At 37.7% G+C, this 25,346-nt stretch carries 27 protein-coding genes; 17 read left to right on the plus strand and 10 right to left on the minus strand.

All coding sequences use genetic code 11. The features are described from left to right. Window positions 1-2 precede the first annotated feature (2 nt). Window positions 3-2,699: a DEAD/DEAH box helicase family protein gene (locus HPC67_RS09845; RefSeq protein ID WP_343327829.1), complete on the plus strand. Its 2,697-nt coding sequence runs from the start codon at window positions 3-5 to the stop codon at window positions 2,697-2,699. Between the two features lie 1,134 nt (window positions 2,700-3,833). On the opposite strand, the gene HPC67_RS09850 is transcribed toward HPC67_RS09845, so the two are convergent. Then, complete coding sequence (locus tag HPC67_RS09850) at window positions 3,834-4,055, minus strand: helix-turn-helix domain-containing protein (protein WP_217587477.1); 222 nt, start codon at window positions 4,053-4,055, stop codon at window positions 3,834-3,836. A 224-nt stretch (window positions 4,056-4,279) separates the two neighbouring features. Here HPC67_RS09850 and HPC67_RS09855 point away from each other — a divergent pair, with 224 nt between their 5' ends. After that, window positions 4,280-4,816 carry a hypothetical protein gene (locus HPC67_RS09855; RefSeq protein ID WP_217587479.1) on the plus strand — a complete coding sequence of 179 codons (537 nt, stop codon included), beginning with the start codon at window positions 4,280-4,282 and terminating at the stop codon, window positions 4,814-4,816. Between the two features lie 454 nt (window positions 4,817-5,270). Here the strand turns inward: HPC67_RS09855 and HPC67_RS15750 are convergent, their stop codons facing one another. From HPC67_RS15750 to HPC67_RS09880, 5 genes are all read right to left on the minus strand, one after another. Beyond that, window positions 5,271-5,393, minus strand: a complete 123-nt coding sequence (locus HPC67_RS15750) for a Uma2 family endonuclease (protein WP_246569943.1) — start codon at window positions 5,391-5,393, stop codon at window positions 5,271-5,273. Between the two features lie 86 nt (window positions 5,394-5,479). Then, window positions 5,480-5,809 (minus strand): hypothetical protein, encoded by a 330-nt coding sequence (locus HPC67_RS09865; RefSeq protein ID WP_217587481.1) that lies wholly within the window; start codon window positions 5,807-5,809, stop codon window positions 5,480-5,482. Window positions 5,810-6,129: 320 nt separating this feature from the next. Further along, the gene (locus HPC67_RS15755) at window positions 6,130-6,360 is read right to left on the minus strand and encodes a DUF3953 domain-containing protein (RefSeq protein ID WP_246569944.1); all 231 of its coding nucleotides are present in this window, start codon (window positions 6,358-6,360) and stop codon (window positions 6,130-6,132) included. A gap of 196 nt (window positions 6,361-6,556) precedes the next feature. Continuing rightward, window positions 6,557-6,775 carry a hypothetical protein gene (locus HPC67_RS09875; protein WP_217587483.1) on the minus strand — a complete coding sequence of 73 codons (219 nt, stop codon included), beginning with the start codon at window positions 6,773-6,775 and terminating at the stop codon, window positions 6,557-6,559. Between the two features lie 208 nt (window positions 6,776-6,983). After that, the gene (locus tag HPC67_RS09880; RefSeq protein WP_217587704.1) at window positions 6,984-7,535 is read right to left on the minus strand and encodes a nucleoside/nucleotide kinase family protein; all 552 of its coding nucleotides are present in this window, start codon (window positions 7,533-7,535) and stop codon (window positions 6,984-6,986) included. A gap of 348 nt (window positions 7,536-7,883) precedes the next feature. Here HPC67_RS09880 and HPC67_RS09885 point away from each other — a divergent pair, with 348 nt between their 5' ends. The 6 genes from HPC67_RS09885 (at window position 7,884) to HPC67_RS09910 (ending at window position 12,917) form a co-directional block, all read left to right on the plus strand. Next, entirely contained in the window at window positions 7,884-8,057 is a 174-nt protein-coding gene (locus tag HPC67_RS09885; protein ID WP_217587485.1) for a helix-turn-helix domain-containing protein, read from the plus strand. A gap of 57 nt (window positions 8,058-8,114) precedes the next feature. Then, window positions 8,115-8,870 carry a DnaD domain-containing protein gene (locus HPC67_RS09890; protein WP_217587487.1) on the plus strand — a complete coding sequence of 252 codons (756 nt, stop codon included), beginning with the start codon at window positions 8,115-8,117 and terminating at the stop codon, window positions 8,868-8,870. Next, window positions 8,867-9,193 (plus strand): replicative helicase loader/inhibitor, encoded by a 327-nt coding sequence (locus HPC67_RS09895; RefSeq protein ID WP_217587489.1) that lies wholly within the window; start codon window positions 8,867-8,869, stop codon window positions 9,191-9,193. The genes HPC67_RS09890 and HPC67_RS09895 overlap by 4 nt, the downstream gene beginning before the upstream one ends. Further along, on the plus strand, window positions 9,190-10,452 hold the full coding sequence (locus tag HPC67_RS09900) for a replicative DNA helicase (protein WP_217587491.1): 1,263 nt from the start codon (window positions 9,190-9,192) through the stop codon (window positions 10,450-10,452). Before HPC67_RS09895 ends, HPC67_RS09900 begins: the two co-directional genes overlap by 4 nt. Before the next feature lie 313 nt (window positions 10,453-10,765). Beyond that, the gene (locus HPC67_RS09905; RefSeq protein WP_217587493.1) at window positions 10,766-11,875 is read left to right on the plus strand and encodes a DNA sulfur modification protein DndB; all 1,110 of its coding nucleotides are present in this window, start codon (window positions 10,766-10,768) and stop codon (window positions 11,873-11,875) included. Beyond that, window positions 11,850-12,917, plus strand: a complete 1,068-nt coding sequence (locus HPC67_RS09910) for a DNA sulfur modification protein DndB (protein ID WP_217587494.1) — start codon at window positions 11,850-11,852, stop codon at window positions 12,915-12,917. The genes HPC67_RS09905 and HPC67_RS09910 overlap by 26 nt, the downstream gene beginning before the upstream one ends. Before the next feature lie 522 nt (window positions 12,918-13,439). Here HPC67_RS09910 and HPC67_RS09920 read toward each other — a convergent pair. Both HPC67_RS09920 and HPC67_RS09925 read right to left on the minus strand, forming a co-directional pair. After that, entirely contained in the window at window positions 13,440-13,763 is a 324-nt protein-coding gene (locus HPC67_RS09920) for a hypothetical protein (RefSeq protein ID WP_217587496.1), read from the minus strand. A gap of 59 nt (window positions 13,764-13,822) precedes the next feature. Further along, the gene (locus HPC67_RS09925) at window positions 13,823-14,191 is read right to left on the minus strand and encodes a hypothetical protein (RefSeq protein ID WP_217587497.1); all 369 of its coding nucleotides are present in this window, start codon (window positions 14,189-14,191) and stop codon (window positions 13,823-13,825) included. A gap of 240 nt (window positions 14,192-14,431) precedes the next feature. Here HPC67_RS09925 and HPC67_RS09930 point away from each other — a divergent pair, with 240 nt between their 5' ends. The 9 genes from HPC67_RS09930 to HPC67_RS09970 all read left to right on the plus strand — a co-directional run bounded on the left by HPC67_RS09930 (window position 14,432) and on the right by HPC67_RS09970 (window position 22,616). Next, complete coding sequence (locus tag HPC67_RS09930; RefSeq protein WP_246569945.1) at window positions 14,432-14,830, plus strand: hypothetical protein; 399 nt, start codon at window positions 14,432-14,434, stop codon at window positions 14,828-14,830. Window positions 14,831-15,265: 435 nt separating this feature from the next. Further along, entirely contained in the window at window positions 15,266-16,285 is a 1,020-nt protein-coding gene (locus HPC67_RS09935) for a LacI family DNA-binding transcriptional regulator (protein WP_217587498.1), read from the plus strand. Window positions 16,286-16,651: 366 nt separating this feature from the next. After that, window positions 16,652-17,635, plus strand: a complete 984-nt coding sequence (locus HPC67_RS09940; RefSeq protein ID WP_217587499.1) for a nucleoside hydrolase — start codon at window positions 16,652-16,654, stop codon at window positions 17,633-17,635. Beyond that, window positions 17,619-18,248, plus strand: coding sequence for an ECF transporter S component (locus tag HPC67_RS09945; protein ID WP_217587501.1), 630 nt, complete (start codon window positions 17,619-17,621; stop codon window positions 18,246-18,248). Before HPC67_RS09940 ends, HPC67_RS09945 begins: the two co-directional genes overlap by 17 nt. A 148-nt stretch (window positions 18,249-18,396) precedes the next feature. Then, window positions 18,397-19,140 (plus strand): energy-coupling factor transporter transmembrane component T, encoded by a 744-nt coding sequence (locus HPC67_RS09950; RefSeq protein WP_217587503.1) that lies wholly within the window; start codon window positions 18,397-18,399, stop codon window positions 19,138-19,140. Continuing rightward, window positions 19,137-19,991: an energy-coupling factor ABC transporter ATP-binding protein gene (locus HPC67_RS09955; RefSeq protein ID WP_217587505.1), complete on the plus strand. Its 855-nt coding sequence runs from the start codon at window positions 19,137-19,139 to the stop codon at window positions 19,989-19,991. The genes HPC67_RS09950 and HPC67_RS09955 overlap by 4 nt, the downstream gene beginning before the upstream one ends. Further along, complete coding sequence (locus HPC67_RS09960) at window positions 19,991-20,815, plus strand: energy-coupling factor ABC transporter ATP-binding protein (protein WP_217587507.1); 825 nt, start codon at window positions 19,991-19,993, stop codon at window positions 20,813-20,815. Before HPC67_RS09955 ends, HPC67_RS09960 begins: the two co-directional genes overlap by 1 nt. After that, the gene (rbsK, locus tag HPC67_RS09965; protein ID WP_217587508.1) at window positions 20,815-21,711 is read left to right on the plus strand and encodes a ribokinase; all 897 of its coding nucleotides are present in this window, start codon (window positions 20,815-20,817) and stop codon (window positions 21,709-21,711) included. The genes HPC67_RS09960 and rbsK overlap by 1 nt, the downstream gene beginning before the upstream one ends. Further along, window positions 21,708-22,616, plus strand: coding sequence for a DMT family transporter (locus HPC67_RS09970; protein ID WP_217587509.1), 909 nt, complete (start codon window positions 21,708-21,710; stop codon window positions 22,614-22,616). Before rbsK ends, HPC67_RS09970 begins: the two co-directional genes overlap by 4 nt. A gap of 730 nt (window positions 22,617-23,346) precedes the next feature. Here HPC67_RS09970 and HPC67_RS09975 read toward each other — a convergent pair. Continuing rightward, a complete protein-coding gene (locus HPC67_RS09975; RefSeq protein ID WP_217587510.1) occupies window positions 23,347-23,937 on the minus strand; it encodes a class I SAM-dependent methyltransferase in 591 nt (196 codons plus the stop codon). 120 nt (window positions 23,938-24,057) lie between these two features. After that, the gene (locus HPC67_RS09980; RefSeq protein WP_217587511.1) at window positions 24,058-24,891 is read right to left on the minus strand and encodes a GNAT family N-acetyltransferase; all 834 of its coding nucleotides are present in this window, start codon (window positions 24,889-24,891) and stop codon (window positions 24,058-24,060) included. Between the last annotated feature and the right edge of the window lie 455 nt (window positions 24,892-25,346).

Consider the following 25,346-nt stretch of genomic DNA (forward strand, 5'->3'; position numbering starts at 1 on the left):
CTGTGGCAAAGAAAAAGAAACAGCTGCCATTACCTTTATACGATGAGGTAAGAGAACTAAATGAAAGTTTATTTAACGAAGAGGGTGCATGGGAAACACCTGATTACATTAAACAGAACATGGTACATACGTTTAGGTATTATCAAGATGCAGCTTTACGCTTTTTTCATTATTCACAAGCAGCAAGGGAGTTTCGTTTTAGGAATGTGAAGCATGTATTATTCAACATGGCAACAGGAAGTGGAAAAACAGACTTAATGGCAGGGCTTATTTTATACCTCTATCAAGAACGAGGTTATCAAAACTTTTTATTCCTAGTAAATACAAATGGTGTATTAAATAAAACAATTGATAACCTGACAAATATGGCATCGGACAAGTATTTATATGAACAACAAATTGAAATAGATGGGGAACGAATAGAAATGAAGCAAGTTCAAACTTTCCCGAAAATTCAAAGTAAGAATACGATCTATTTAAAATTGGCAACTGTCCAACGTGTTGCGGCTGATATTTATACACAAAAGGAAAATGCAATGGGTAAAGAAGATTATGCAAGAAATAAAGTCGTTATATTAGGAGATGAAGCACATCATTTCTCTGCTTCTACCAAGACGGAAAAAGAAACGGAACAATCATGGGAAAAAGCAATTTCCACTATTTTAAATGCAAATGAAGATAATCGCTTACTTGAATTTACCGCTACAATTGACTTGGAGAATAAAAATGTTTATGAAAAATACAAAGATAAAGTATTGTATCGCTATGCACTCGACCGCTTCATTCAAGATAAATATTCTAAAAATGTAAAGCGAATTCAGTCGAGTAATACAGACGTGGACAACATGATGAATGTAGTCTTATTAAGTGAATATAGAAGAAGATATGCACTGGAAGAGAATGGTGCATATATAAAGCCTGTTATTATGTTTAAATCACAGCGAATTGATGCTTCCAATGAAGCCCACGAACAATTTAACGAGTTAATCGATACATTGACCGTTGAATCTTTGAAAGCTTTTCTTCATAGACAAGCGCAAATTACTTCTGAAGACGATAGTGAAACATTGGCATTGGCACATAACTATTATCGTGAACGTAAGGACGATTTAAGTGAAATAGTCAGAGATATAAAACGGGAACTTGCTCCAAGCCGAATTATTAATGCCAATGACACGAGTCAATCGGGCATCTTAGAAAAAGGTCACTATGAGGCTTTAAATAGCTTAGAAAGTCCAATGAATTTATATCGAGTGATTTTTGCTGTGGCTAGACTTACAGAGGGGTGGGATGTATTAAACCTTTATGACATTGTGCGATTAAGTGATGATCCAAAAGTTAAAGGAACGAAAGCAACGACTATGTCAGAAGCACAATTAATTGGACGTGGTGCAAGGTATTACCCATTTTTACTAGATGGTGAACGATCATATACACGTAGATTTAATGATGATAGTGAAGATAGCTTGATTTTAGAGACGATTCATTATCATACAATCAATGAGCCTCAATACTTGAAGAACTTAGTAAGTGCTTTAGACGAAATGAATTTACCGACTGGTGAAGATAAAAAAAATCCATTAATTGATGTTAAGGTGAAGTCTACCTTTAAACGGACGGACATATGGAAATATGGAAAAATATATTACAATGAAACCATTGAAGTAACGGATGACTACTATGATTCATTAGAGAAATATGGTGTTGATACAAAAAATGATGTTGTCATTCCATATATATCTGCATTAAAAGAAGTAAGTTATAAAGATACTAAAGTTCAAGAAGACTATACAAACGCTTATAACGTTGCGGTTACTTTTGATAAGCGTTATCTCAATAAAATTATGAATCGTTTGTCGTTCTATCATTTCTCTAACTTGAAAAAGTATATTCCGCTACTAAATTCGAGAGAAGAGTTTTTACAAGAGAAATGGTTAAATATTTATAATCGAACGATCTATGTTACAATTCCACAAACAATGGATAGTAGTGTGCTAACGGCTACTGAAAAGTTAAACATTCTAGAGCGTTACTTTTCCTATGTCGCCAAACAAATAAAATCAGGTTACAGTAAACAACGTGGAACCGGTAAATTTATCGGTTACCCAATTAAAGAGTATATTGCAAACTACCGAAAACGTGTACCAAATTATGACACGGGTAAAACGTTTATGCAGGATATTCCGCAGACAGTGGATCGTTATGAAATAAAAGAAGATTACTTTGTTTATGATTCCGCTATTATTAACTTAACCGAAAAGCAATTAATCGATCGAATTGCAGAAAGAGTTGCGGAGTTAAAAGAGGAATATTCTGATGTGTATTTACTACGTATGGATGAAAATATGCATCGTGAATCAACAAAAAATAATAAATTAAAGTTGCATCAGTTTGGTAGTGGACATGATGAAGTGAATTTGGCAGGATTCCAGCCCGACTTTATTCTTTATTTACAAAACAGTGATTATTTCATTCAGATATTTATTGAACCTAAAGGACGGAATATGGAAGAAGAACAGTGGAAAGAAGATTTATTAACCTATATTAATGAACATGAAGCTGAGATTATATTTGAAGATGAAATAGAAGATGTAAAAATAAAAGGGGTTAAATTCTATACGATGAATGATGGAAGAGGAACAATTAGACAAATTGGTGATATTGCACTTGGAAGGGCTTTTAAAGGGTTGAGTATTTAAAAAAGCAAATACAACTAGACCAAAGATAAGCTTTCGGGGGATAGCATACTTACTTATGAATGAGATGAAAGAGGAAGTATATTCACAGGAAGTGCAAAGTTGAGTGTGTTTATACAAATAATAAATTCCATCAAAAAAGTACAAAACTGTTGCTGGATTTATCCTTAAGTAACTGGTAAGTATTTTGTCGTCTTAATGCTTAACGGTTTATGGTACTTTCCATTATATTTTGTGTAGCACTCCAAAAGTTATAAGTAACTTTTGGAGTGCTTATTAAGTGAGGCCGCATATCTTGCTGATATCTATTTAAACTACAATTGGATATGAAATAATTTATAGAACTAACTATTTCAACTACCTCATCACTTAATAAAACAATAGACCTTCGTCAATTGCTCATATGTACCTAAGTCCTTAATCGGAAAGTTAGTCTCTAGGCTGTAGCAATTTTGGTGTGTCAAAGTGTTGATTTCATCTAAGAAAACATAGTCGTCATAATTAAGTTCAATTTCACAAACACCGCAGTGAATACGCATAAAACCCCTCCTCAGAATACAGTTAACTTCACCATTTATTTAGAGTTGCTAGAAGTTTTTTTAGTTATTTGCGTGTGAAATGTCTATTGTTTAATGGCTAGGTGCTTTTTTGTGTTTGGAATCAATGTTTGATTGGATCTCTTATCAAAAGGGTGTTTTAAAGCATCATGATGATAAGGTGGGGAACAAACCCGAATAGTTTGTGGTACGTTCAATCGAGTGTGATGTTGGAGGACGAGCTGTTTTTGTTGTTTTCTAATGCAGTCGATGAGACGGTATCTAATTGTGTAGTTGAAGTAAGTAGCCATAGGTCCTGTGTCAGGCTTATGCATGAGATAAGGGTTCCATAATGTAACAAGACCTTCTTGAAAACATTTTTTGTTAGGGTCATAAAAGTAAAATGCGTGGACGTTAAAGTGAAAGCGCTTTCTGTTTTGCTCGTAAACATCTTGAAAGGAAAAATTATTCGTCATTGGGATCTCCTTTATAGAATATTAAAAGAGAGGATAATTCTAAGGGATGAAAGACGTTATAAACAAGGGTGTTATTAGTAGTGAGCAAGGGGTTTATATAGGAGGCGGGTAATTAGTTTTGCGAATTAATGTTTTATCAAGTGGAAAACATCATCATGAATCTCAAGAACATGAATTAATTTGAAAAGTGAGTAGGCTGATATATTGTATTGACCTCTTTCAATTCTCCCGAGATGTTTATCATCAATATTAATTTTATTCGCTACTTCTTCTATTGTCATTAATTTTTGTTTTCTATATCTCCGCAGAAGTTCTCCTAATTGCTTCTTAAACACAACCTCATCCACACTAATCCCTCTTTTCAAGGATATTATCCTTGAATGCAGATAATTCGTACACGCCGCAAACCCCACTTTTATTGGTCTAGGGCAAAATGATTTGAGGGTAGATGACAGATTTTTGCTTCGGGTATGTAAGTTTGCTATATTAGCGGTAATTGAGTCTATGTATTTGAGGCGCGTGAAATTTTCTTAATACAATCGGTATAATTGGATAAAGGGGAAGATAGGAGATGTCTTTAGCAAAAGCAGACTTTTATTTTGGGGCATTATTATCAAGGTTGGTGAAAAGTGGGTTTGCTCCTGCAATAATTGAAGAGGGTGAAAAACGACGTATATATTCATTGGCTAATGATTTTGGTGATTATACAGTTTATGCCAAGTACGCTTCTAAACCACACGGGGATAGAGCCGAAACAAAGAGGTGGGATTTTTGGTTTAGTCCTGATGAATTGTTAAGCTTCCAAGACGGTAAAAGAGTAGAGGAGTATATTTTTGCGTTTGTATGTGGATTGGAAGAACTGAAAGACAGTGAAATTGCCTTTTTAACTTATGAAGATATACGTAAATGCATTGGAGTAGATTATCTAACACCAAATCGTCGTGTGTCCGTAAAGCTAGAAAAGGGAAGTTGGAGTTTTACCGTTTACGGGACAGGCCTTGATGGACAAGAAAACCCGATTAAAATCACAAGAAATTTAGAGAAGCGTCTTAAGCAAATTTCAACTATTGAGGTCAATGAAAGTAAGTACGTTCAATTGGGGGATTGAATAATTTAGTTAAACGCAATCGTTCAAACTGGGTTAAAGAAGACTGCTGGGACAAAAAGGGGACATAACAGGGACGTTAAAATGTGAGGTAATACCTTGTTTTCAGAAAGTTTTACCTCACATTTCAAACTAAGCATAAAAGTTGTTTTACTAATAACACGTAAGGTGAACCGGGGTGTACTGCGGAGTTCTATTGCAATCAAAAAAGGGTGAAGCCTGGTAAGCATTCTACAATGAACTGAGCCTTTGAAGCTGGTACCGTAAACTAAAGCCTGGATATCTAACGATCTAGCCTCCATTGTATAAATCAGTTATACACTGTCACCATTGACCACTGCTACACAAATATATGATTTAGCCCTAATACCATTCCTGTTAACGTATTAACAGAAATGGTATCTTCTTTTGTAAAGACACCTTGAAATGCATAGTGCTCACCATTCAAAAGATGTATTTATGCAGATTCGTTCACTGGATCAACAAGCCAGTATTCTTTTACTCCTGCGACTTCATAAAGTTGATATTTCTTCCAGCGGTCTAATTTAACAGATGAAGGTGAAAGGAATTCGATAATCATGTCGGGTGATTCACTTCAACCCCTGTCATTCAGTTTATCTTGATCAAAAAAGCAACACATATGTGAATTTCTTTTAATAAACATCTTTAAATTTGATTTGTCTTATTTATTTTAGGTATAACCCCATATTCTAAAATGAGAATAACTAAAACAAATAAGAAACAAGCGATAGCGGTAATATTGCTTGTAAGTATATCTGAATTAAATATTTGAAAATATATTGCTATATTTAATATAAACGAAATCAAGAACCCTGCAATTGAAAAAGTCGCTATATATCTAGCTGCTAACAACCGTTTCGAAATAACTTCTTTGTTTTTGTGTACCTTAAAAAGATAACTTACTTCCTTCATCAAAATATAAGAAAAAAATATAGCAAGTAAAGCAACAGCAGCATACGAAATACCAATATTCATTACATAAACTCCTCTATGATATAGTGCTCAATGTTTTTTCTTCTTCACAATTCTGATCAGTCTCTTTAGAGGTGGAAGCTCGTACGGATAGCCGCTTTAACCTCGGACTAACTCACTTTCAACAGTTACTTTAGTTGATCTACTAAGATTTGCTTATGTTCAATCGATAAATGTAGTAATGTCAGTTTTTTATTAGCTATTAATTCAGTAAGATGGTTTGCTTCCTTCCACGCCAAGTCATAAAGGGACTGATCAATAATTCCGTAAAAAGTGACATCCCATGGATGGATGATTTATTTTTGGATATTGTTTTACTGCCATCATAATAAAAATCCTTCAATCGATACAAATAAAGACAATAAAAAGACAACAACAAATAACAAGCTATATGCTTTTCGGCCTTTTTGAAATTCTTCTAATCCCATAACCAAGATCGTTAGACCTAAGAACAACATCACATATGGATAAAACTCAATGTTTTTCGTAATGAGTCCAAATAGAGCAAATACCAGACCTATTGCCGCAAAACCATAACGTGAAATTTTCAGCAAAAAAACACTCCCTTATACATCGTATTGAATAAAACGATGCATATAGTGATACTTTACTTAAAACGAATTTTCCCCATTTACAAAAGGTATTAAGACCACGAAAAGCCGACCATGTAAAACAAGTGAAAAAAACCAAATGAAAGCCACTTTTTAAAGATATTCTTAGAAAAAATAATCCACCAAATCAAGTATTTGATCAACCACTCTGGGCATCTACGTCTTTTTTTGTACTTAAAAATAACACCACTAGCAGCGAAGCAAGATTCAAAACAAATAATATCCAGTTATAAATGCTTGTGGAATCTTCCAAAAGATAACCGCCATACCTTAAAGTGTTAAGTGCTAAAACAACCATTAACAAGATATATGTTTTCAAACTTGTTTTGCGTTTTTTTGACTGGTTATAATCCCTCATTTGAGTTCCCTCCTTGATTACATATATATGCTCAATCAGGTTGGACCACATTATTGTTATATATATTGGCAAGGAATCTAATGGATAAGACCAAAGCCCCTTTTTTTAAGCATTTTAGGTGCCTAGCACTTCCTGAGCCATAGCTTTTGTCATACAATTTTTACAGGATTGGACGTTGCCCACAGTCGCCCCAGTTTATTGAAGGTGTTTATTGTTTATCGCGTTCTTCTAGCCGTTCACATATGCGATTTACAATTTCTGATACGGGCTGTGTTCCATCAATGGTGATGTCCGAGTTTGGTTTAATGCTTTTTAACATTTCAATGTAACCTTTTCTACCTTTGGATATGTAATTTTCCATATCTGACAAGATATCTTTGACGGAAGCCGCTTTAAAATCTCTTGTAACGCGTCGAACAAGTGCAATGTCCAATGGGGTGTCAATAAATACAGCGCAATCAATCAGTTCACGAATTTTAAAATGTTTATAGGCGAAGGGAAAATCCAAGACAATATAACTGAGTTGTTCATTGCATAGCTCTTTTAAATCCATGATGAGTGGTGTTAAATCCCATAAATTATAATCAGAACCATTCTCTACCCAATTTATAATGTCATCAGGTCCATCAAAATTGTAGTCATCAAAATAAAGTGCTTTTGAATGATTTAATTCCTCAATTAAGTGTTTTGTAACCGTTGTTTTTCCTCCACCAGAAACACCAGCAATTGCAATAACAAACGGGGGTTTCTTTGCTCCCATAACATCATCCTTACCGCGTACGTTCAAATTATGATCTCCTAAGCCATTCCTCATGCCTAAATCAGTTCGGTATTCAACTAAATACCCCAATTGCCAAAGCCCACGGGTCTCAGGTCGTACCTCTGTCACCCATACCTTTTTAAACCACTAATTATGTTCTACTCTAAACATTATATACAACACATTCAATCAAAAGTCCTTTTTAGAAGATACGGTGCCTGGCACGCCCCGAACGATGTCTATTCATGTCGAAATCAAAAATTCCTAAAACAAATTCAACCGAAAGCGCCCCAAACCAACTGCTTCTTTCGATTATAGTCGTGAAAGACGCTATAAGGGGGTGTACGAATGGAACGAAAATCAATGACGGTAAAGGAAATTGCTACGTATTTGGGTGTGCATACGGACACGATCTATAAAATGGCGAAGGAAAATGAAATACCGCATTTCCGGGTTCGCGGCAAGATTCTATTTTCCCAGGACGCTGTCGATGCTTGGATTCGTGATCAGGAGCTTCAGTAATTGAAGCTCCTCGTTGCCGTGGAAACATTTCAATGTGTGAGGAAGGGCTGATATAGGATGAATTACATTAAAGAACTGAATGCATTTCGGGATTGGCTGCTTTTAACGGACGTGTCCACGAGTGCGATTGCGTTATGGCACGCTCTGATGATGATTAACAATTCGGCGGGCTGGAAGTGTCGGTTTAATGCGCCGAATTCTGTCGTGCAACAATTAACGGGGCTGTCGAAGCAAGGGGTCGCCAATGCACGTGCACAGCTTTTAGAGCATGAGATGATCAAGTATGAAAAAGGAAAACGCGGCAAGGCGCCGGTGTATCAAATGGTGTCATTGGTCCATTCAGTTGACCTATCGGTAGACCGATCTTTATACCAATCAAGTGACCATTTAGATGACCAATTCAATGACCAGTCTAATACCGATCAATTGACCGTACTTAAACAGAAATATAAACAAAAAAGAAGAAGACGACCGCGCGCGGATGATCATCTGTTGACCGTCTATGAACAACATTTTGGAAGTGTTGGGCCGTTTGTCGAGGAAGCACTTGAAGCGTGGTGTGCTGATTTTAGCGAAGAGGTTGTGATTGCTGCGATGAAGCTTGCGGTGAAATATGGCGGCAGGACGCTCAGTTATATCGAGCAAATTTTAAAAGAGTGGGCAAAGCAAGGACTGGCGACGATCGATGACGTCACAGCCTATGAGGCAGCTAAGCAAACCAAACGCCATAATACGATTCCGTTTAGGGAGCGAGCGAGGCAAGGTGGCAATGCGTTGTTCGATGAACTGAGACAGGGAGGTACATGTTCATGACACATGAAGAGGCTGTTGATATTTTGGAGATGATTGCGGAGGTGTATCCGAAGTTTGAGATGACGCGGAAAAAGGCGGCGTTGTTGCTGCCGCCATTGAAAGAGATGGATTATAAAGGTGTGCTGGACAAGCTGTCTGCCCATGTCGTCAAGCACCCGTATGCGCCGACCATTGCGGAGATTGCCGCGTACCCGCCGGAACGGAATTTACATTTGGAGGAGATGAGCCGGTGGCATGCGGAGGCGGCAAAGGTTTCTCCTGAAGTAAAGGCACGTTTTCGAGATGCGATGCTAGAGCTGATCACGGAGAAGACGAAGCCATGAGGATAGAAAATTACGAGGCAGAAGCAGCGGTGCTTGGGGCTGTGCTCGTTGACGGTACGCTGTTTAAAGAGCTGGAGGTTCAGGAGGCGCATTTTCATGATGGCCGTCATCAACGGATTTACCGAGCGATGAAGCAGGCATCTGAAGCGAGTGAGCTTATTGATATGGTTAGTATCACCACACGCCTTGGCGACGCGATTCATCAAGTCGGTGGAACGAGCTATTTACTAGAAATGGCTGGTTCGGTTGCCAGTACGGCAAGCATGAAACATCACGAGCAGCTTGTTTTTGCCGCCTATCGGTTAAGAAAAGCAAGGGCGTATGCGATCAGATATAGTGAGACACCAAGTGAGGAGGAGCTGAATGATCTGATCGCCAATTTAGAGGCGATCCGTGGTACAGGAGCGGTCATCGCTGAAAAAACAACTTATGATTATTTGTTGGAAATTACCGATGAAATGGTCGCCCCAGCGGATGAAACGTCCAGCTGCCTTACGACCTATCATGACCTAGACGAGATGACCGGCGGCATGCAGCGGGGGGATTTAATCATTGTGGCAGCCAGGCCATCTGTAGGGAAAACTGCCTTTGCCCTGAACCTGGCTGCAGGGCACTGCAAAAATGGTGGCTCTTCGTCTGTGTTTAGTTTAGAGATGGGCACGAAGCCATTGCTTAGGCGAATGATTTCTGCGGAAGGGTCGATCAACGGGCAGAAGTGGCGTAGCATGGCATTTTCCACAGCGGATTATGAACAAGCTTTTCATGCGATTGGCGAGATTGCAGACTGGGAGCTGGCGATTCTTGATCAAAAGCGAACGCTCATGGACATTACCGCCTCTATTCGAAAAAGACTGCACGATGATCCGGATGGACAGCACCTCATCATCATTGATTACTTGCAGCTGATTACCCCGGCCAATAGACGCGAAAGACGTGATCTAGAAGTCGGCGAAATTACCCGTGAATTAAAGCTCCTGGCCATTGAATTAAACATCCCGATCATTCTCCTCTCCCAGCTTTCCCGTGGCGTGGAAGCCCGACAAAACAAGCGCCCACTCATGTCTGACTTAAGAGAATCGGGCAACATCGAACAAGACGCCGACGTTATTTTCTTTTTATACCGTGATGATTATTACCAGAGGAAGGAAGACCAGGATAGGCTGGAAGTAATCATTTCCAAGCAACGAAACGGACCGACGGGAACAGTAGAGCTCGGATTTTTGAAGGCGTATGGGCGGTTTGTGGAAGTGGGGGAGTGAGCGGTTTTAGGGATTATACATACTCACAGGTTAAGAATTTCCAGTTACAACAAATAATTAAATGATTTAAAAACAATGGGGCATTACCAACCGCTTGATTAAGTATTTTATATAAATGTACCGTAGAAAATCTCTGGTGTTAATATAATTGGCTATTAAAGTTAAATTATTAAATACCACAATAGAATTCAAGCTAGTATTTATAAGAATTTACTTAATAATAACGTTTAGTTTAAATAGTATTACAAATTAATTGCATAATGGTAATCAAAGTGCTAGGATAAGAATTACGCACATAAAAGGAGGATGTAAATTGAAAAGTTTAAAAGAAATAGCATCAAATCGACATTCTTTGACTTTTAATGCTGTAAGAGGTAACCAGTTTGGACAAAATGTTATAACAATACAATGCACTGCGGAACAAATAATCAAATTTATAGAAATAGATAAAGATGTTCAAAGAGAATTAATAGAGGATCATGTTACAAATATTCAACGTTATATACAATATGGATTAGAGGGAAATGATATTTATTTTCCACCCTTGTTATTTTCCTCCCGTGGCAAAGGGGCCTATGATAAAGAATTGGGTCAATTTAATTTAAGATTAAATGAAAAGTTAGTAGTTTTAGATGGACAACATAGAATTAAGGCATTTGAAATGATAATTGGAAGATTAGAAGCACACTCTACGCCTACAAACTTAAAACACCTACAGAGAATAAAAAACTTTCCCTTAACAATTCAAATATTTACTGACCTATCCATTAAACAGGAGCGTCAGCTTTTCACCGATATTAATACTAAATCTTCAAAAGTTAGTAATACACTTTTAATAATGTATAAAAATGAAAATTTATGTGCGGAGCTAACAAAACAAATTATACTCAGCCATCCTTCAATATCAGAGGATAAATTCGAAACAAGAGGTAGATCAACTCGATCTAAATTAATGACAGCAGCAACTTTGAATAATATAATCATTACTTTGAATGAAGGGGTGCTAAATACCAGCTTATCAGAGGGGAAAATTACAAAAGATAGTTTCGAGCAGTACAAAGAAAACACAGAAAAGTTCCTGAATTCATTGGTTAAGTATGCGCCAGCCAACTCTATGGATCGTACAAAACAGATAATATATATACCATCTGTATTATATGGTATAGCTTACTTTGTTTTTATAGCATTAGAAAAATACCCATATAACGATATAGAAAGCCTTTTTGAAAAAGTAATAAGGAAAGTTGATTGGACACATAAAAATAAGGACTTCCTAAATTTGGGGATACCCTACAAACAAACTACAGGAAGATATAACTTCTCCAATGGTATACGAGGTAGTCGTTTAATAGCGGAATATTTATATGAAAAACTTGAAGATGGAAAGGAGAAAAATGATGGAGTCGGTTCGGTTAAAAGGTGACATTGAACTAATTGATGATTTTGGGGAAAAAGGGCTTATGTCAACACAAATTAAGGTTAGTGATATACTTAAATTACATCAGATAGATTCACAAGTTAACAGGGATATTAGTTATCCTAGACTTCCCAAGATAGAGAAGTATATAGAAAGTTTTGATTCTGAACACGGAATCTACTTCCCGTCAATAGTTGCAACTTTCAGAGAAGAACCCGGATATTTTTATGATAAGGAAAGAAGAGTGTTATCACTACCATCAGACACAAGATTGGTAATAATTGATGGGCAACATCGATTAAAGGCGTTAGAAAATTTCTTGAAAAAAACAAAATCTGATGAAGAAAAAAGACAACGTGTATTAAATAGCCAGTTAACCTTACAATTATATTTTGGATTAGCTGAAAAGGATGAAAAATCTTTATTTGCTGATATTAACTCAAATTCTAAAAGGGTATCTATGTCATTAGTAACGAGTTATGACACAAGAGAAATAATGAATGTTATTATAACTGACATTCATAAAGTGTCAAAATCATTGCAATCAGTAAAGATTGAATTTGAAAAAAGTAGGATTATGCGACCTAAAGATACAAGTTTTTTAACAAGCTCAAGACTAAAACAATTTATAAACTACTTACTGTTTGGTAAAAAGAACACAAATAATAATGATCAGCTAAAGATTAAAGAACAATATGATGAGGTTTTGAGTTTTCTAGAAAGGTTTTTTTATGTTTTTATTGATGTATTGCCAATGGAACCAGGTAATGTTATAAAATATGTTTTAGGTCATGAACCGATGCAAAATGCGATTGCTTTATACTTAAATGAAAGAATAATTGATAACAATTCTAATTATATAGCGTGGACAGTAGATTGGGCGGAAAAGGTTGAAGATTTAAAAAATGTAGATTGGTCTTTATCTAATTCTAAATGGAAACCGTATATGTATATAGCCAGAGCAAAAACACCTTCAAGATATTATGCTTTTATAGAAAACACTCAAAATAATTTATTGACCCTTATAGAAGAAGAGGTTTTAAAATAGGTAAGTAAATTTGTGGGTGACTTAATCATTGTGGCTGCTAGGTGGTCATTTCCAAGCAACGAAACGGACCGACGGGAACAGTAGAGCTCGGATTTTTGAAGGCGTATGGGCGGTTTGTGGAAGTGGGGGAGTGATCATACTTGTTGTTTGGGTGTGCTATCACTCCCGGCTTTTTACCGAAAAGATTGTTCGGATTTAATGAGCAAAAAATGTTCAATTTAAGCAGGAGAATACGCCATGCGTGAATAATTAAAGTTTGTTTAGATCTAAAGTAAAGTAAGTGATGACCAAAGAAATACAAACAAAAAGTACCCACAAATATTTTTTATGCGTATGTCTATTCTTATAGAGCATGATTAAAGCGATGGTGAACAATGTAATTGAAGTTAATAAATAGAGAAAAAAGGAATCGAAATACATTGATAAAGCCAATAAGATCCCAGATAAATAAAATCCGATATTTTCACTTTTCATTTTTATCCTCTCCAATTCATTAGCCGAGTTTAGTCGAGCCTTACGGATTTAATACTGTTTAACATCTGTCTTATTTTTATCTGTCCAAGAATATAAAATTTGTTCTCCATTTTTCATGTTTATTGCTACATCAAAATTTAGAGGATACACGCCTGCCTTTGCTTTTAACACTATTATTTCTTCTATATCTTCTTTTGGTATTGTATCTTCTTCAGTTATTTTCCACATTACAGCTTCTAATAATTCTTCTCGATCTTCAACCTCTTGTTTTGATAGTCTATTGAAGTATTGTATGCCTGAAAACGCCAAAGATACGATTAATAAAGCTGTTAAAGCAGTAATAATGATCCTATTTCTCCCTTTGTTTACCATTTTTCTCACCCTTGTCATTTTTTAAAGAATATAATTTGAAGAGATCAACATCGGAAAATCTACCTCTTTTTCATTCTGTTTGCGAACGACATCACGAGAAGCTGAGGAATCAAATTCAAAAAGCTAACCAAGAACAATAATTGATATGGTGTGAGAGGTTTAAAATAACCATCATCCCAACCAACCCCTAATGTGGCCTCCATTTTGCTGAGAAAATAAAATGAAATGATGAACGATGCTACATTACCTATAATAAAAGGTATTGTATTACTGAAGTATCTGCTGAGAAAGGCTAGAAGCGAAGTTCCTACGATCATAATCAAATAGCCAAACATAGAGCCGTTCGTAAAGTCTTGGTGCATCGAAAAATAAACAAATGGAAAACAGTATAACCCAACTATTAAAATACCAGTTATAAATTTTCTCACAATAACCCCCCTTTTTCACAGTGTACTACATATCTTTCGCTAAACGACACTAAAATCCCTTTTGCTAAAGACCGTACAAGCAACAATATTAATGTATTATTATGATATTAATTGTTTTTGAAATGTAACATATGATAGTTTGAGCTTAACTAAGCTGCGGAGGTGGACACAATCATATCAAGAAAAATGATTTCGGCATCTATCTCGGGGTCTTTGTTTGCTATTTTGTTAGGTTTCATCATGCCAAATCCGTTTGGTGAAACGATTTCATCAATGCCAGACTATTTATTATCTGCTTCATTAGCCACGCCTGGATACTTAGTATATAGTTTCCCAGTGATTTTATTTTACGGGGTGTTGACCTCTAGTGATAAAATCGGTCAGCTTATTTCGATATTCATTAAAAAAGAACCATCTGAAATTATTTTCTCTGCCATTTTGCATGCTGCTTTTGGTCTTATATTACTATGGTTAAGTTTAGGTGCCTCTGCGTTGTTCTTTTTGACCGATAGAGTTCTACAAAAGAGACGTGCAGAATATGAACCGATGCAAGCGCTCAAGAGTTTGGCAATTCCATGCGCGGTGTGGCTCTTTTTTATGACGATTGTATATTTGGAGGGTATATTAATAGGTGGTTAAACAGGTGAGGGGCAACCATTCGATAATGGCTTGCTCAAAAAAGTGTTGAGCGGAATGGTGCAACAGTTTTTTGATAACAGAATAGACATTGCCCATTCAGAGCCTCGTTCAGCTTACATAGTTGGTCAAGGTTCCTTTTTTATGAAATAATTGCCGTTCGATTAAAGCCGGAGCGGTCGCATGTGCAGGTCTTTATTTGGTAAACCTCTTTTTTGCTGCATGAACTCATGGGATATTAAAAAGCAACGCACTATAACGATACTCTTGATTTCTCGTAACTTCCCCCAGCCCATACCACTCCATATCACTCCAACGCCCCCAAGGTTAACACTCCTCTAAATAATCTAAAAAATATATTGACATCTGTAAGCACTTACATTATCATAGTTTCAAACGAAAACGTTTTCGTAAAACGTTTTCTCAAAAGGTGATGAAATGACAAAATATACGATCAAGGACATTGCGCGTGAAACGGGCTATTCGATATCAACCGTATCCCGCGTGCTCAACAACAAAGAAGAAGGCATGTCTAAAGAAACACGGAAACGTATTTTGGAAGTTGTTGAGGAGATGAATTACCGGCCTAACCAGTTTGCAAGGGGCCTCATTACGAAGCAGTCCAATATGCTCGGCTTAATCGTTCCGAATATTTCAAACCCGTTTTTTCCGGAGCTATGCAGAGGGGCCGAGGATGAAGCCGTGAACAATGGCTATAGTTTAATCATTTGTAATTCAGATGATCAATCGAGCAAGGAAGAGCGGTACATTCGCTTGTTAAAGGAGCAACAGGTTGACGGTGTGTTACTCGCAAGCATGAACAAGTTAACACGTGAAAACGAAGGGATTTTAACGGATTCGCAAATTCCATATATTTTAGTGGACCGTGGACTTGATGTGTCGACAGCGACGGGGGTGTTCATGGATAACTTCAAAGGTGGCTATTTAGCGGGCAAGCATTTAATTGAGTTGGGGCATCAGAAAATTGGTTGTATGACGGGACCTGTTGATATTACGAACTCGAATAATCGCTTGAAAGGGTTTCTACAGGCACTTAAGGAACATGATATCCCGATTCCATCTCATTACATTATGAATGGTAATTATCATATGGAGGATGCATATGATCAGGCCAAGCAGTTTCTTGCCAATAACGAGGTCACCGCCCTTTTTGCAAGCAATGACTTAATGGCTTGTGGTGTGTATCGCGCAGCTTTCGAATTAGATATTTCAATTCCAAACGATTTGTCTGTAATTGGCTTCGATGATATTCCGTTTGGAGAAGTGTTGAATCCAAAGCTGTCTACCATTCGGCAGAACACGTATCAAATTGGCAAGGAAAGTGTTAAGCTGCTCATAAAAAAAATTCACAATGAACCAGTTGAATCATTGTTTTACGAGCCGACCCTTGTCGTAAGAAAAAGCACAACAAAGCTGCCGGAAAGGTCGTTCTCTTAGCGAAAAATGATTCCTTGCTCAACGGTATGAAAATGTCCTAACAAAACCAAGCTAATAGAACCTATGCAGTTATGTTCAAAAAACGTTCACTTTTTATGTCATACTATTTAAGAGCATCGTGTTATACTATTCCAGTAGTTATTCGCAATATGTTATTTTAAGTTTTGGCTTTCTAAGGGAGGAAATCATTTTGTAAGGGTTGTCACCGGTGATTGAACATCAAAAATGATGAAAAGTGTTGATGCTGTATGGAGATTGCCCAATATGCTGTGTATCCAAGCAGTCATTTGCAGGGCATTCGAATACAGCTGTTGATTGTAATCATGAAGAAGTAGATGAAAGAGCTAAAGGAGTCGTGATTCATAGATGAGTATTCCAGTAATTATAGATTGTGATCCAGGTATAGATGATGTAATGGCTTTATTACTTGCTTTTGTTCGACCAGAATTAGACATTCGTTTAATTACGACAGAGGCGGGAAATCAAACGCAGGATAAAACGGCTTATAATGCAAGAAGTTTTCTGAGCTACATGAACCAAGAAATTGAAGTGGCTCGCGGTTTGGAGCAACCACTTTTTGTGAATCTAGAAGTTGCCGATGATGTTCATGGTGAAAGTGGCTTGGGAGATGTCATCTTCCCTGAACCAAATTTTGCGGAAAGTGACCGTACTGCCATAAACGCACTTTATGAAACGATCATGACGAGTGATGAACCAATCGTTCTGATTGCGACCGGTCCTTTAACCAATATCGGTGCCCTTCTGTTAGCACACCCAGAAGTAAAAGAAAACATTCGCTACATATCTTTTATGGGTGGCGCGGCAGTAGGCGGGAACATGTCACCGACAGCAGAATTCAATGTGTATGTTGATCCACATGCTGCTGATGTTGTATTCCGTTCAGGCATTCCGATTGTCATGAGTGGTTTGGATGTTACGCATAAAGCATTCTTGGATGAGCAAGACCTCAAACGAATTGAAGCGATTGGTACAGACCTTACGACAACACTTGTCGAGTTAATGACATTTTATACGAAGGCCGCAACACAAACGGCTTTTCATGAAGAGAATTTCGCGACCAACGTACGGTTGCATGACTTATGTGCAGTCGGCTATGTTGTCGAACCTGAGCTCTTTCAAGGAGATGATTGTTATGTAGCCATTGAAACGCAGGGTGAACTAACGAAGGGTACAACAGTCGTCGATTACGCACAGTCTTTACCTCACGCGAAGAATGTTCATGTGCTTCACACGGTCAATCGCGAGAAATTTGTTGATATGTTTATTGATGCTATAAAAAATGCTGAGCAATTAATTAAAGGGGGACATTCACATGTTGAAAAAAATTAAGGCGGATTTTAATTTATTGGCAGTTTTACTCATTCCTATTGGTATCGCAGTTAACTTCGTTGGCTTCCAGGTGGCACAGATTTTAAGATTACCAATCTTTCTTGACACAATTGGTACGATCTTAATTGGTGTCATCGCAGGTCCTTGGGTTGCGTTAGTAGCAGCTTTGATTACGAACTCGATTACAGCCATTTTTAATCCAGTTTACTTTCCGTACGTTGTAACGTCTATGGCAATTGGTGTTGGCGCAGGTCTTCTATCAAAATATGGCATGCTCAGCAACATCTTTAAAACAATCATTTCCGGTCTCGTCATTACAGCCATTGCTGTAGTTGTTTCGTCACCAATTACCGTTCTTTTCTTTGGGGGCGCAACGGGTAATACGTCTTCAGCGATTACGGCAACATTCCTAGCAATGGGACAAAATATTTGGGGCGCTGTATTTTCTTCAGCCATCATTACTGAAATAGCGGATAAGGTCGTTTCTGTGTTATTGGTTTACTTCGTTGTAAAGAGCATTTCCGATCGTTATTTATCAAAAATGAAATATGGTCATTTATATATGAAAAAGAAAAATACGAAGAACAGCAAGAAGAACGATCAAGCATCTTAATCGTTTTACTCTATCCAAAAGGGCATATTGGAGAGATTGCAATGCCCCTCACTTAAGACAACAAACGCTTAAGTGTGGGGCTTGTTATCTTTTATAGCCTCATTTTTGGAGTTGTTTCTATAACTCTAGTTTTGAAAGGAGCTACACCATGAATCAAAATCCAATTTTATCGCTGCATCCGTTAACGAAGTTCTACTTTGCACTATTCATTACGGTGTCCGTTATTATTGTGCCAAATTATATTTTTGCATATGCTTGGTTTCCGGTATTAATGATCATTGCTGCTGTGGCGAAGGTCGCGAAGCCATTTATTTCATTTATCCTTAAAACGTTAATGATTTTATTGGTCATTGTTTTCTTAATGCAATTATTCTTTTACCCAGGGGAAGATGTCATTGGCTCTTGGTGGATTTTTGATTTAACACATGAGGGGTTAATGCATGGTCTATCTTTAACGTCTCGTATCTTGGCAATTGGTTCGGCGTTTATTTTGTTTTTCCGGATTGTCGATGTCAAGGACTTTGTTAAAGCATTAGAGGATATTGGCATGCCACCGACTGGCGCTTATATCGTCTTGTCCACTTTACAAATCATACCTGAAATGCGTCGCCAATCAAATACGATTATGGAGGCACAAAAAACACGTGGTGTGGAAACAGATGGATCATTAATTGTTCGTGCAAAAGCCTTTTTCCCAACGTTAACGCCACTGATCCTGTCTTCCATTGCAAGTACAGAAGAACGCGCGATCACATTAGAATCTCGTGCGTTTTCAGCGCCTGGTAAAAAAACGAGCTTGCATAAACTAACAAAACGTCCAATTGACCGTGTTCTTCCATGGGTATACATCGGGATTATAATCGGACTCATTATTTGGAGGGTTTTCCTATGACGCCAATTATTCAACTAGACAATGTATCCTACAGCTATCCGGTTAGCGAAGACTGGATATTAAAGAATGTGTCACTAGACATTAAAAAAGGAAGCTTTGTGTCAATCGTTGGCAACAATGGTTCTGGTAAAACAACGCTTTGTAATATTTTGCGAGGCTTTATCCCTCATTTCCATAAAGGAGACTTGGAGGGGGCGATTAAGCTAGATGGTACAGATATGAGCGAGTATCAGCTGGGCCAGCTTGGTGAAAAAATCGGCTTTGTATTTCAAAATCCATTCACGCAAATTTCTGGTGTAAAGGATACCGTATTTGAAGAGGTCGCCTATGGATTGGAAAATCTGGGCGTTCCTGTTGAAGACATATATGAACGGGTTGAAGAGGTACTCTCGCTCGTTAAGATTCAAAATTTGCGCGAAAAAAATCCCTTTGAATTATCGGGTGGGCAGCGGCAACGTGTTGCTTTAGCTTCTATTATTGTCATGGATCCGGACATTTTAGTCATCGATGAGCCTTCCTCACAATTAGATCCAATTGGAACGGAGCATGTGTTTGAAATCATTCGTTTAATGAAGGAAAGAGGAAAAACGATTATTCTTGTCGAGCATAAAATGGATTTGGTCGCTGAGTATTCAGATGAACTCATCGTTTTAGATAAGGGAGAGGTGCTCATCCAGGGACCGACCCGCGACGTATTGGCAAGTGACGTCTTTAACAAGGCTCAGATTCAGTATCCACATGTGACAGAAATCGCGTTAGAGCTTCAGAAACAAGGTGTGCCACTCAACTTTCTACCTATTAGGGATTCAGAGATTACGACCTGTTTTGAGAATGATAGGGGGAATAAATAATGACACATCTACAATTGAAGGATGTTAGTTTTACGTATCCTGACGGCACAAGCGCAGTCGAACACTTATCACTAGACGTTCCTAGTGGTCAAAGGGTTGCGATTATTGGGCAGAATGGTGCGGGAAAGACAACGGCTGTAAAGCTCATGAACGGGTTGTTAAGGCCAACGAGTGGCGACGTTTTAGTTGGTGATTGGGATACAAAAACGAAAACGACTGCCCAAATATCTCGTAAAGTAGGCTACGTTTTCCAAAATCCAGATGACCAAATTTTTCATAATGAAGTCATGAGTGAAGTACGCTTCGGGCCAAAGAATATGGGCTTTGATGAAGAAAAGACGGAGGAAATTACGAATTGGGCAATGGACCTTTGCGGCGTTTCCGAATACGCAGATGAAAATCCGTATAATATGCCTTATTCTACGCGGAAATTTGTCACAATCGCATCCGTTATTGCGATGGATCCAGATATCATTATTTTAGATGAACCAACAGCAGGTCAGGATAAAATCGGGCTGGCGTTGTTAAGCACGTTGTTATCTGAATTAGAAAAGCTCGGGAAAACTGTTATAACGATTACACACGATATGGAATTTGTCACAGAGCACTTTGAACGCATCATCGTCATGGCGAATCGCCGCGTGATCGCAGACGACAAGGCTGCTAATATTTTTTATCAACATGATATTTTAGAAGAAAGTATGCTAAAACCCCCAGCGGTTGCACGAATGGCTTCTTTACTCGGGTTGCCTAATGGAATCCTGCATAAGGAGGAGTTAGTAGATTATTTGAAGCAACAGTTGTTATTAGGGGGAAACGTGTAATGAAGATTACGGTTATTGGGAGCATCAATATCGATTTGGTATATGATGTTTCCCATATTGTAAAACCGGGTGAAACAATCCACAGTACAGGCTATCATACTTTTTTTGGTGGAAAAGGTGCCAACCAAGCCGTTACGATGGCTCAATTAGGTGCTCAGGTTGACTTTGTTGGCTGTGTTGGTCAGGATGATTTCGGTAAACGGGCGTTAAGTAATTTAGCCGACTACCATATTTCGACGACCTATGTCGGTGAGTCGGGTGTGACCGGAAATGCGCTCATTCAAGTGAGCGAAACAGGAGAAAATGCGATCGTTTTAATGAATGGTGCGAATTATCATGTGACACCAGCTTCAGTCAAGGATGCCGAGGCTGCGATCGTTGATGCGGCTGCGGTATTAATGCAGCTTGAGATTCCTTTAGAATCGGTTGTCGCTGGAATGGATATTGCTGTGGCCAATCACGTTCCTGTCATTTTGAATCCTGCGCCTGCTCAAAAGCTGTCGAAAACGATTCTTTCAAAAGTGGATATTTTAACACCGAATGAATCGGAGCTCGCCATCTTAACTGGAATGGACATAACGACAGAAGAAAGCATCATAGCTGCATGTGACGTGTTGTTAGAGCAAGGTGTTAAAGGTGTCGTTGTAACGTTAGGCGAACAGGGTGCTTATTTTACAGATGGCAAGGAAAGCGGCTGGGTATCGGCAACAAAGGTAAAGGCTACCGATACAACAGGTGCAGGCGATGCATTCAATGGTGCATTAACGGTCGGGCTCTGTAAGCAATATAGCTTAAGAAAAGCAATAGACGATGCTTCCAAGGTTGCTGGTTATGTCGTCACACAAAAAGGTGCCCAAGTCAAAATTCCAACAGATCTACTTCCGAGCGAATCATGAAAGCGATCATTTTATTACTCGTATTGAGCCTTTTATGGGGCTCTTCCTTTTTGTGGACGAAGCAACTATTGGTTTATTTTGATCCTACGACTGTCGTCTTTTTAAGGTGTTTGTTCGGGTTGGTTGCGTTGTTTCCTTTTTGGCTGCGCAGTAAACATAAGATCAAGTTCAGGGTCAATCTATTGTTTTTAATCATCGTTGCTCTTGGAGCGGCCATTCCATGGTCCATTGTGAGCATTTCTTTGACCGAATTGGATACAGGGGTCGCTGGAATATTGAATGCGACTACACCGATGCTCGGTCTGCTATTGTCGATATGGGTCTTGCGCGATAAGCCGACCGGATATCAATATGTCGGCATTTTAATTGGATTTCTCGCTGTGTTGTCCTTGCTGTTATTTTCAGGACAGGCCTCTAATGCGGAGTTTTCCTATGTTCATGCCATGCTCATGTTAATCGCCACTTCCTGTTATGCATTAAATTCGATTCTTGTTAAAAAATACTTCCCGACCGTAACCGCTTTGCAGCTTGGAATGTGGACACTTGGAGTTGCGGCATTTTTAAATGGTATAATCAGTGCTTTTCAACAGCCGTTAGCGCTATTGCATTTAAATACATTGCCGGTTATCGGATCTTTATTTGTTCTTGGTTGTCTTGGTTCGGGATTAGGCTATGTTCTATTTTATCATTTGGTCATTTCGGCAAGTCCGATATTCGCCTTATTGACGACGTTTATCATCCCTTTTATTACGATTTTCTTAGGAATCTTTATTTTAGATGAACCGTTCCACCTTGGTATCGGAGTCGGTCTACCGCTCATCATCACCAGTCTTTTTGTGATGACGATTAAAAAGGATCGTGAAAAGGGTAAGGTAAAGATTGATGAAGAAACGTTGGCGGGGTAAGCTAGGCTAGGTGACTTGTTGAGGGAGCTTGGGAAAAGCGCCTTTTAGTATGTGCTTTTGATGTCAATAAATGAAGAATATTAAAGAGGATAGTATTGCTGCTGTCCTCTTTAACTTTTCTGTTTTTTGGATTTGCGGTTAATGAATTGTATTGCCCAGTAGATGATTAATGCGTTAAAGAGAAACATAAGGGGATTGATAGACATCCCAATATTTCCAGCAAAAAGATTACTGCCTAACCACATGCTCTTTGGCTCAAGTTGGGATATAGATATATATGGGAATGGAACTCCGAAGTTATAACTACCAGTGGAAAACTTGCTTGGTATGACAAAAGGTATCGAAATACTGATTAACAAACTTAATATCATGTTGCTCTTATTTAACGGTTTAGAAATGGCGCTTTCCTCCTCCCGATAAATTCAAATTTTATTGAGCAGAATTTTTATAATGACAACCATCTATGCAAAATGGGGTGCCGATATTACGTGTATTCATACAAAAATGAGCGGCTGGTGTTACGTCCGTCCGTTAATGGAAAAACGCCTTTATTTATCTTCCAATTCTTGAATTCTTTCCTCTAACTTTTTAATTTTTTCTGTTTGCTGGGAAGCAAGAGCAAAAGCAGCCTCAGCTAACCCCAAAGCTCCCCATACTACCCATTCCATCCATACCCCTCCTAATGTTTATATTTCTTAGTAACATCTTGACCTAATAAGGTCCACATCTGTTACGGTCTATCTTTTTGTTCATCAGACGCTTCAATGAGCTTTCCCTTTTTAATGGCGAGGAGATGATATTCTGCATTGGCTTCACGGTATTCCGTATAGATATCGGTAAGTATTTCCCATTCATATTGAGAATCTAAAATGATTTTTTTAAGAATCCTCTCGCGTGTAGCCCCTTTTAAAATGCAGTTCACAAACACCCCATTTTCTTTAAGGTTATCCAATATGTTCTCTACAAACTCTGTTTCCTTTTTCAAATCATTTTTATAGAAGTGTAACATTGAATCTAACAAAACGACATCAATGTCTTTTGATATCGGATACTCATACACGTTTCCTAATACGCCTTCAACATCTATCTTTCTTTTTTCAGCTTCTTGGTTGAGTTGGTTTATCCCAACAATTGAATGGTCAACCCCAATAACGTTATAGCCTAGCTCTCCAAGTAATAATGAATCTCTTCCTTGCCCACAACCTAAATCGAGTACGGTTCCTTTAGGCTGATAATTCGTGAAAAATTCAATGAGACCTGGATATGGATTGCCGAAATAATTTTGTTCCTTGTAATAGTTGTCGTATGCGACTTTTTTCATTTAAATTCCTCCGCTATACTAAAATCGCTTTTGCAATAGTACTTATCAATCTGGTCTCATAACCAATTAAAGACGGAATTATTGTTTCCGAAAAGTACTTGATGTTTCTCCTTAATTCAATCAATACTCGATTGGAAACTCATATCCCACATAGTTGAATGTGTTTATGAGTCCTATTTTTTCTGCAACTGCGACGGAGGGTTTGTTCATTTCCATGCAGTCCCAATATGGAATCATCTTATTCTCTAAGCACTCTGTAACAAATTTATAAGCAGTGATTTGTGCCAACTTTTTCCCACGGTGGGCCTCTAATGTTTCAATATCAATGCAGTGTACATGATTTGCGACAAAACCCGAAAAACAAACATTAACGACCTCATCTTGAAAAATAGCGCAATAGCCTATTCCATTACTGAGAAAATCCTTAGTCGAAGGCCAGAACTCTAATATTTTTGATTGTATAAATTCAATGTTTGTTATTGCGTTGACAGTATTATCTAGTAGGGTGTTGGATATCTTTATAACATTATACCCTTGTTCAATTACAGGTTCATTGCTACCTTGGTGTTGATCCTGACGTATGGTATATACCTTCTGATTCCATTTCCCCAACTTACGATGCTTAAAAACGTTTTCGATGGTTTTATTCCATTTTTCATGATTGCCAATTGCTTCAAACCATTTTAATCGTATCTTTTTTGCTTCTGGTGCAATTACATGATTAACAAAATGATTCAAGTCCTTTTTAAATCCTTCATTCTGCTCATTTCCGAAAAAAATGAACCCATCATTATTGCCTAACCAAATAATCCCAGACGTTGGATGTTCAACGTTATCTACAAAAATGCGACCAGGGTTTATTTTTTCAACGACTGCTATTGCTTCTAGTTGGCCTTGATCATTTATCAAGCTTCTACATTTGCTAAATTCAGCTTTATCTAATTCCAATATCATATGATATTTCCCCTCGTTTTCCAGGAAGTTAAGAGCAAAATTACGAATACTAATCACATGAGAAGGTATGATCGTGGTACAGGAATTCTTTACTCTTATCTAGTAACTGATTGAATTTGTTTCATTTCTCTTTCAATTTTTTTAATTGTTTGATCCATTTTTACTCTTTTTGATTTGAATATCTCATGATACTTAGGAGAAAGTAGCTGTTTATTATACCTATTCTTCAATGCAATTGTTTCCTCAGACAGGTTGTTATTGTTAACACTAACGGATGTTGAATTAGAGTATACCTATATGTCCTATCACGACTATAGACACTAGCTTTGCTATACGATATTAAAAGTAATAATCATTCCATACGACATTTTTCTACTTATCACAAAAAACAAACCTTTTCATGGGAAAAGGGATGACTATTACTTTAAAAGAGTTCTTGATGTTAATTTAAGTCT

This window comes from Lentibacillus saliphilus (assembly GCF_019093865.1).
GTDB classification, from domain to species: domain Bacteria; phylum Bacillota; class Bacilli; order Bacillales; family Amphibacillaceae; genus Lentibacillus_B; species Lentibacillus_B saliphilus.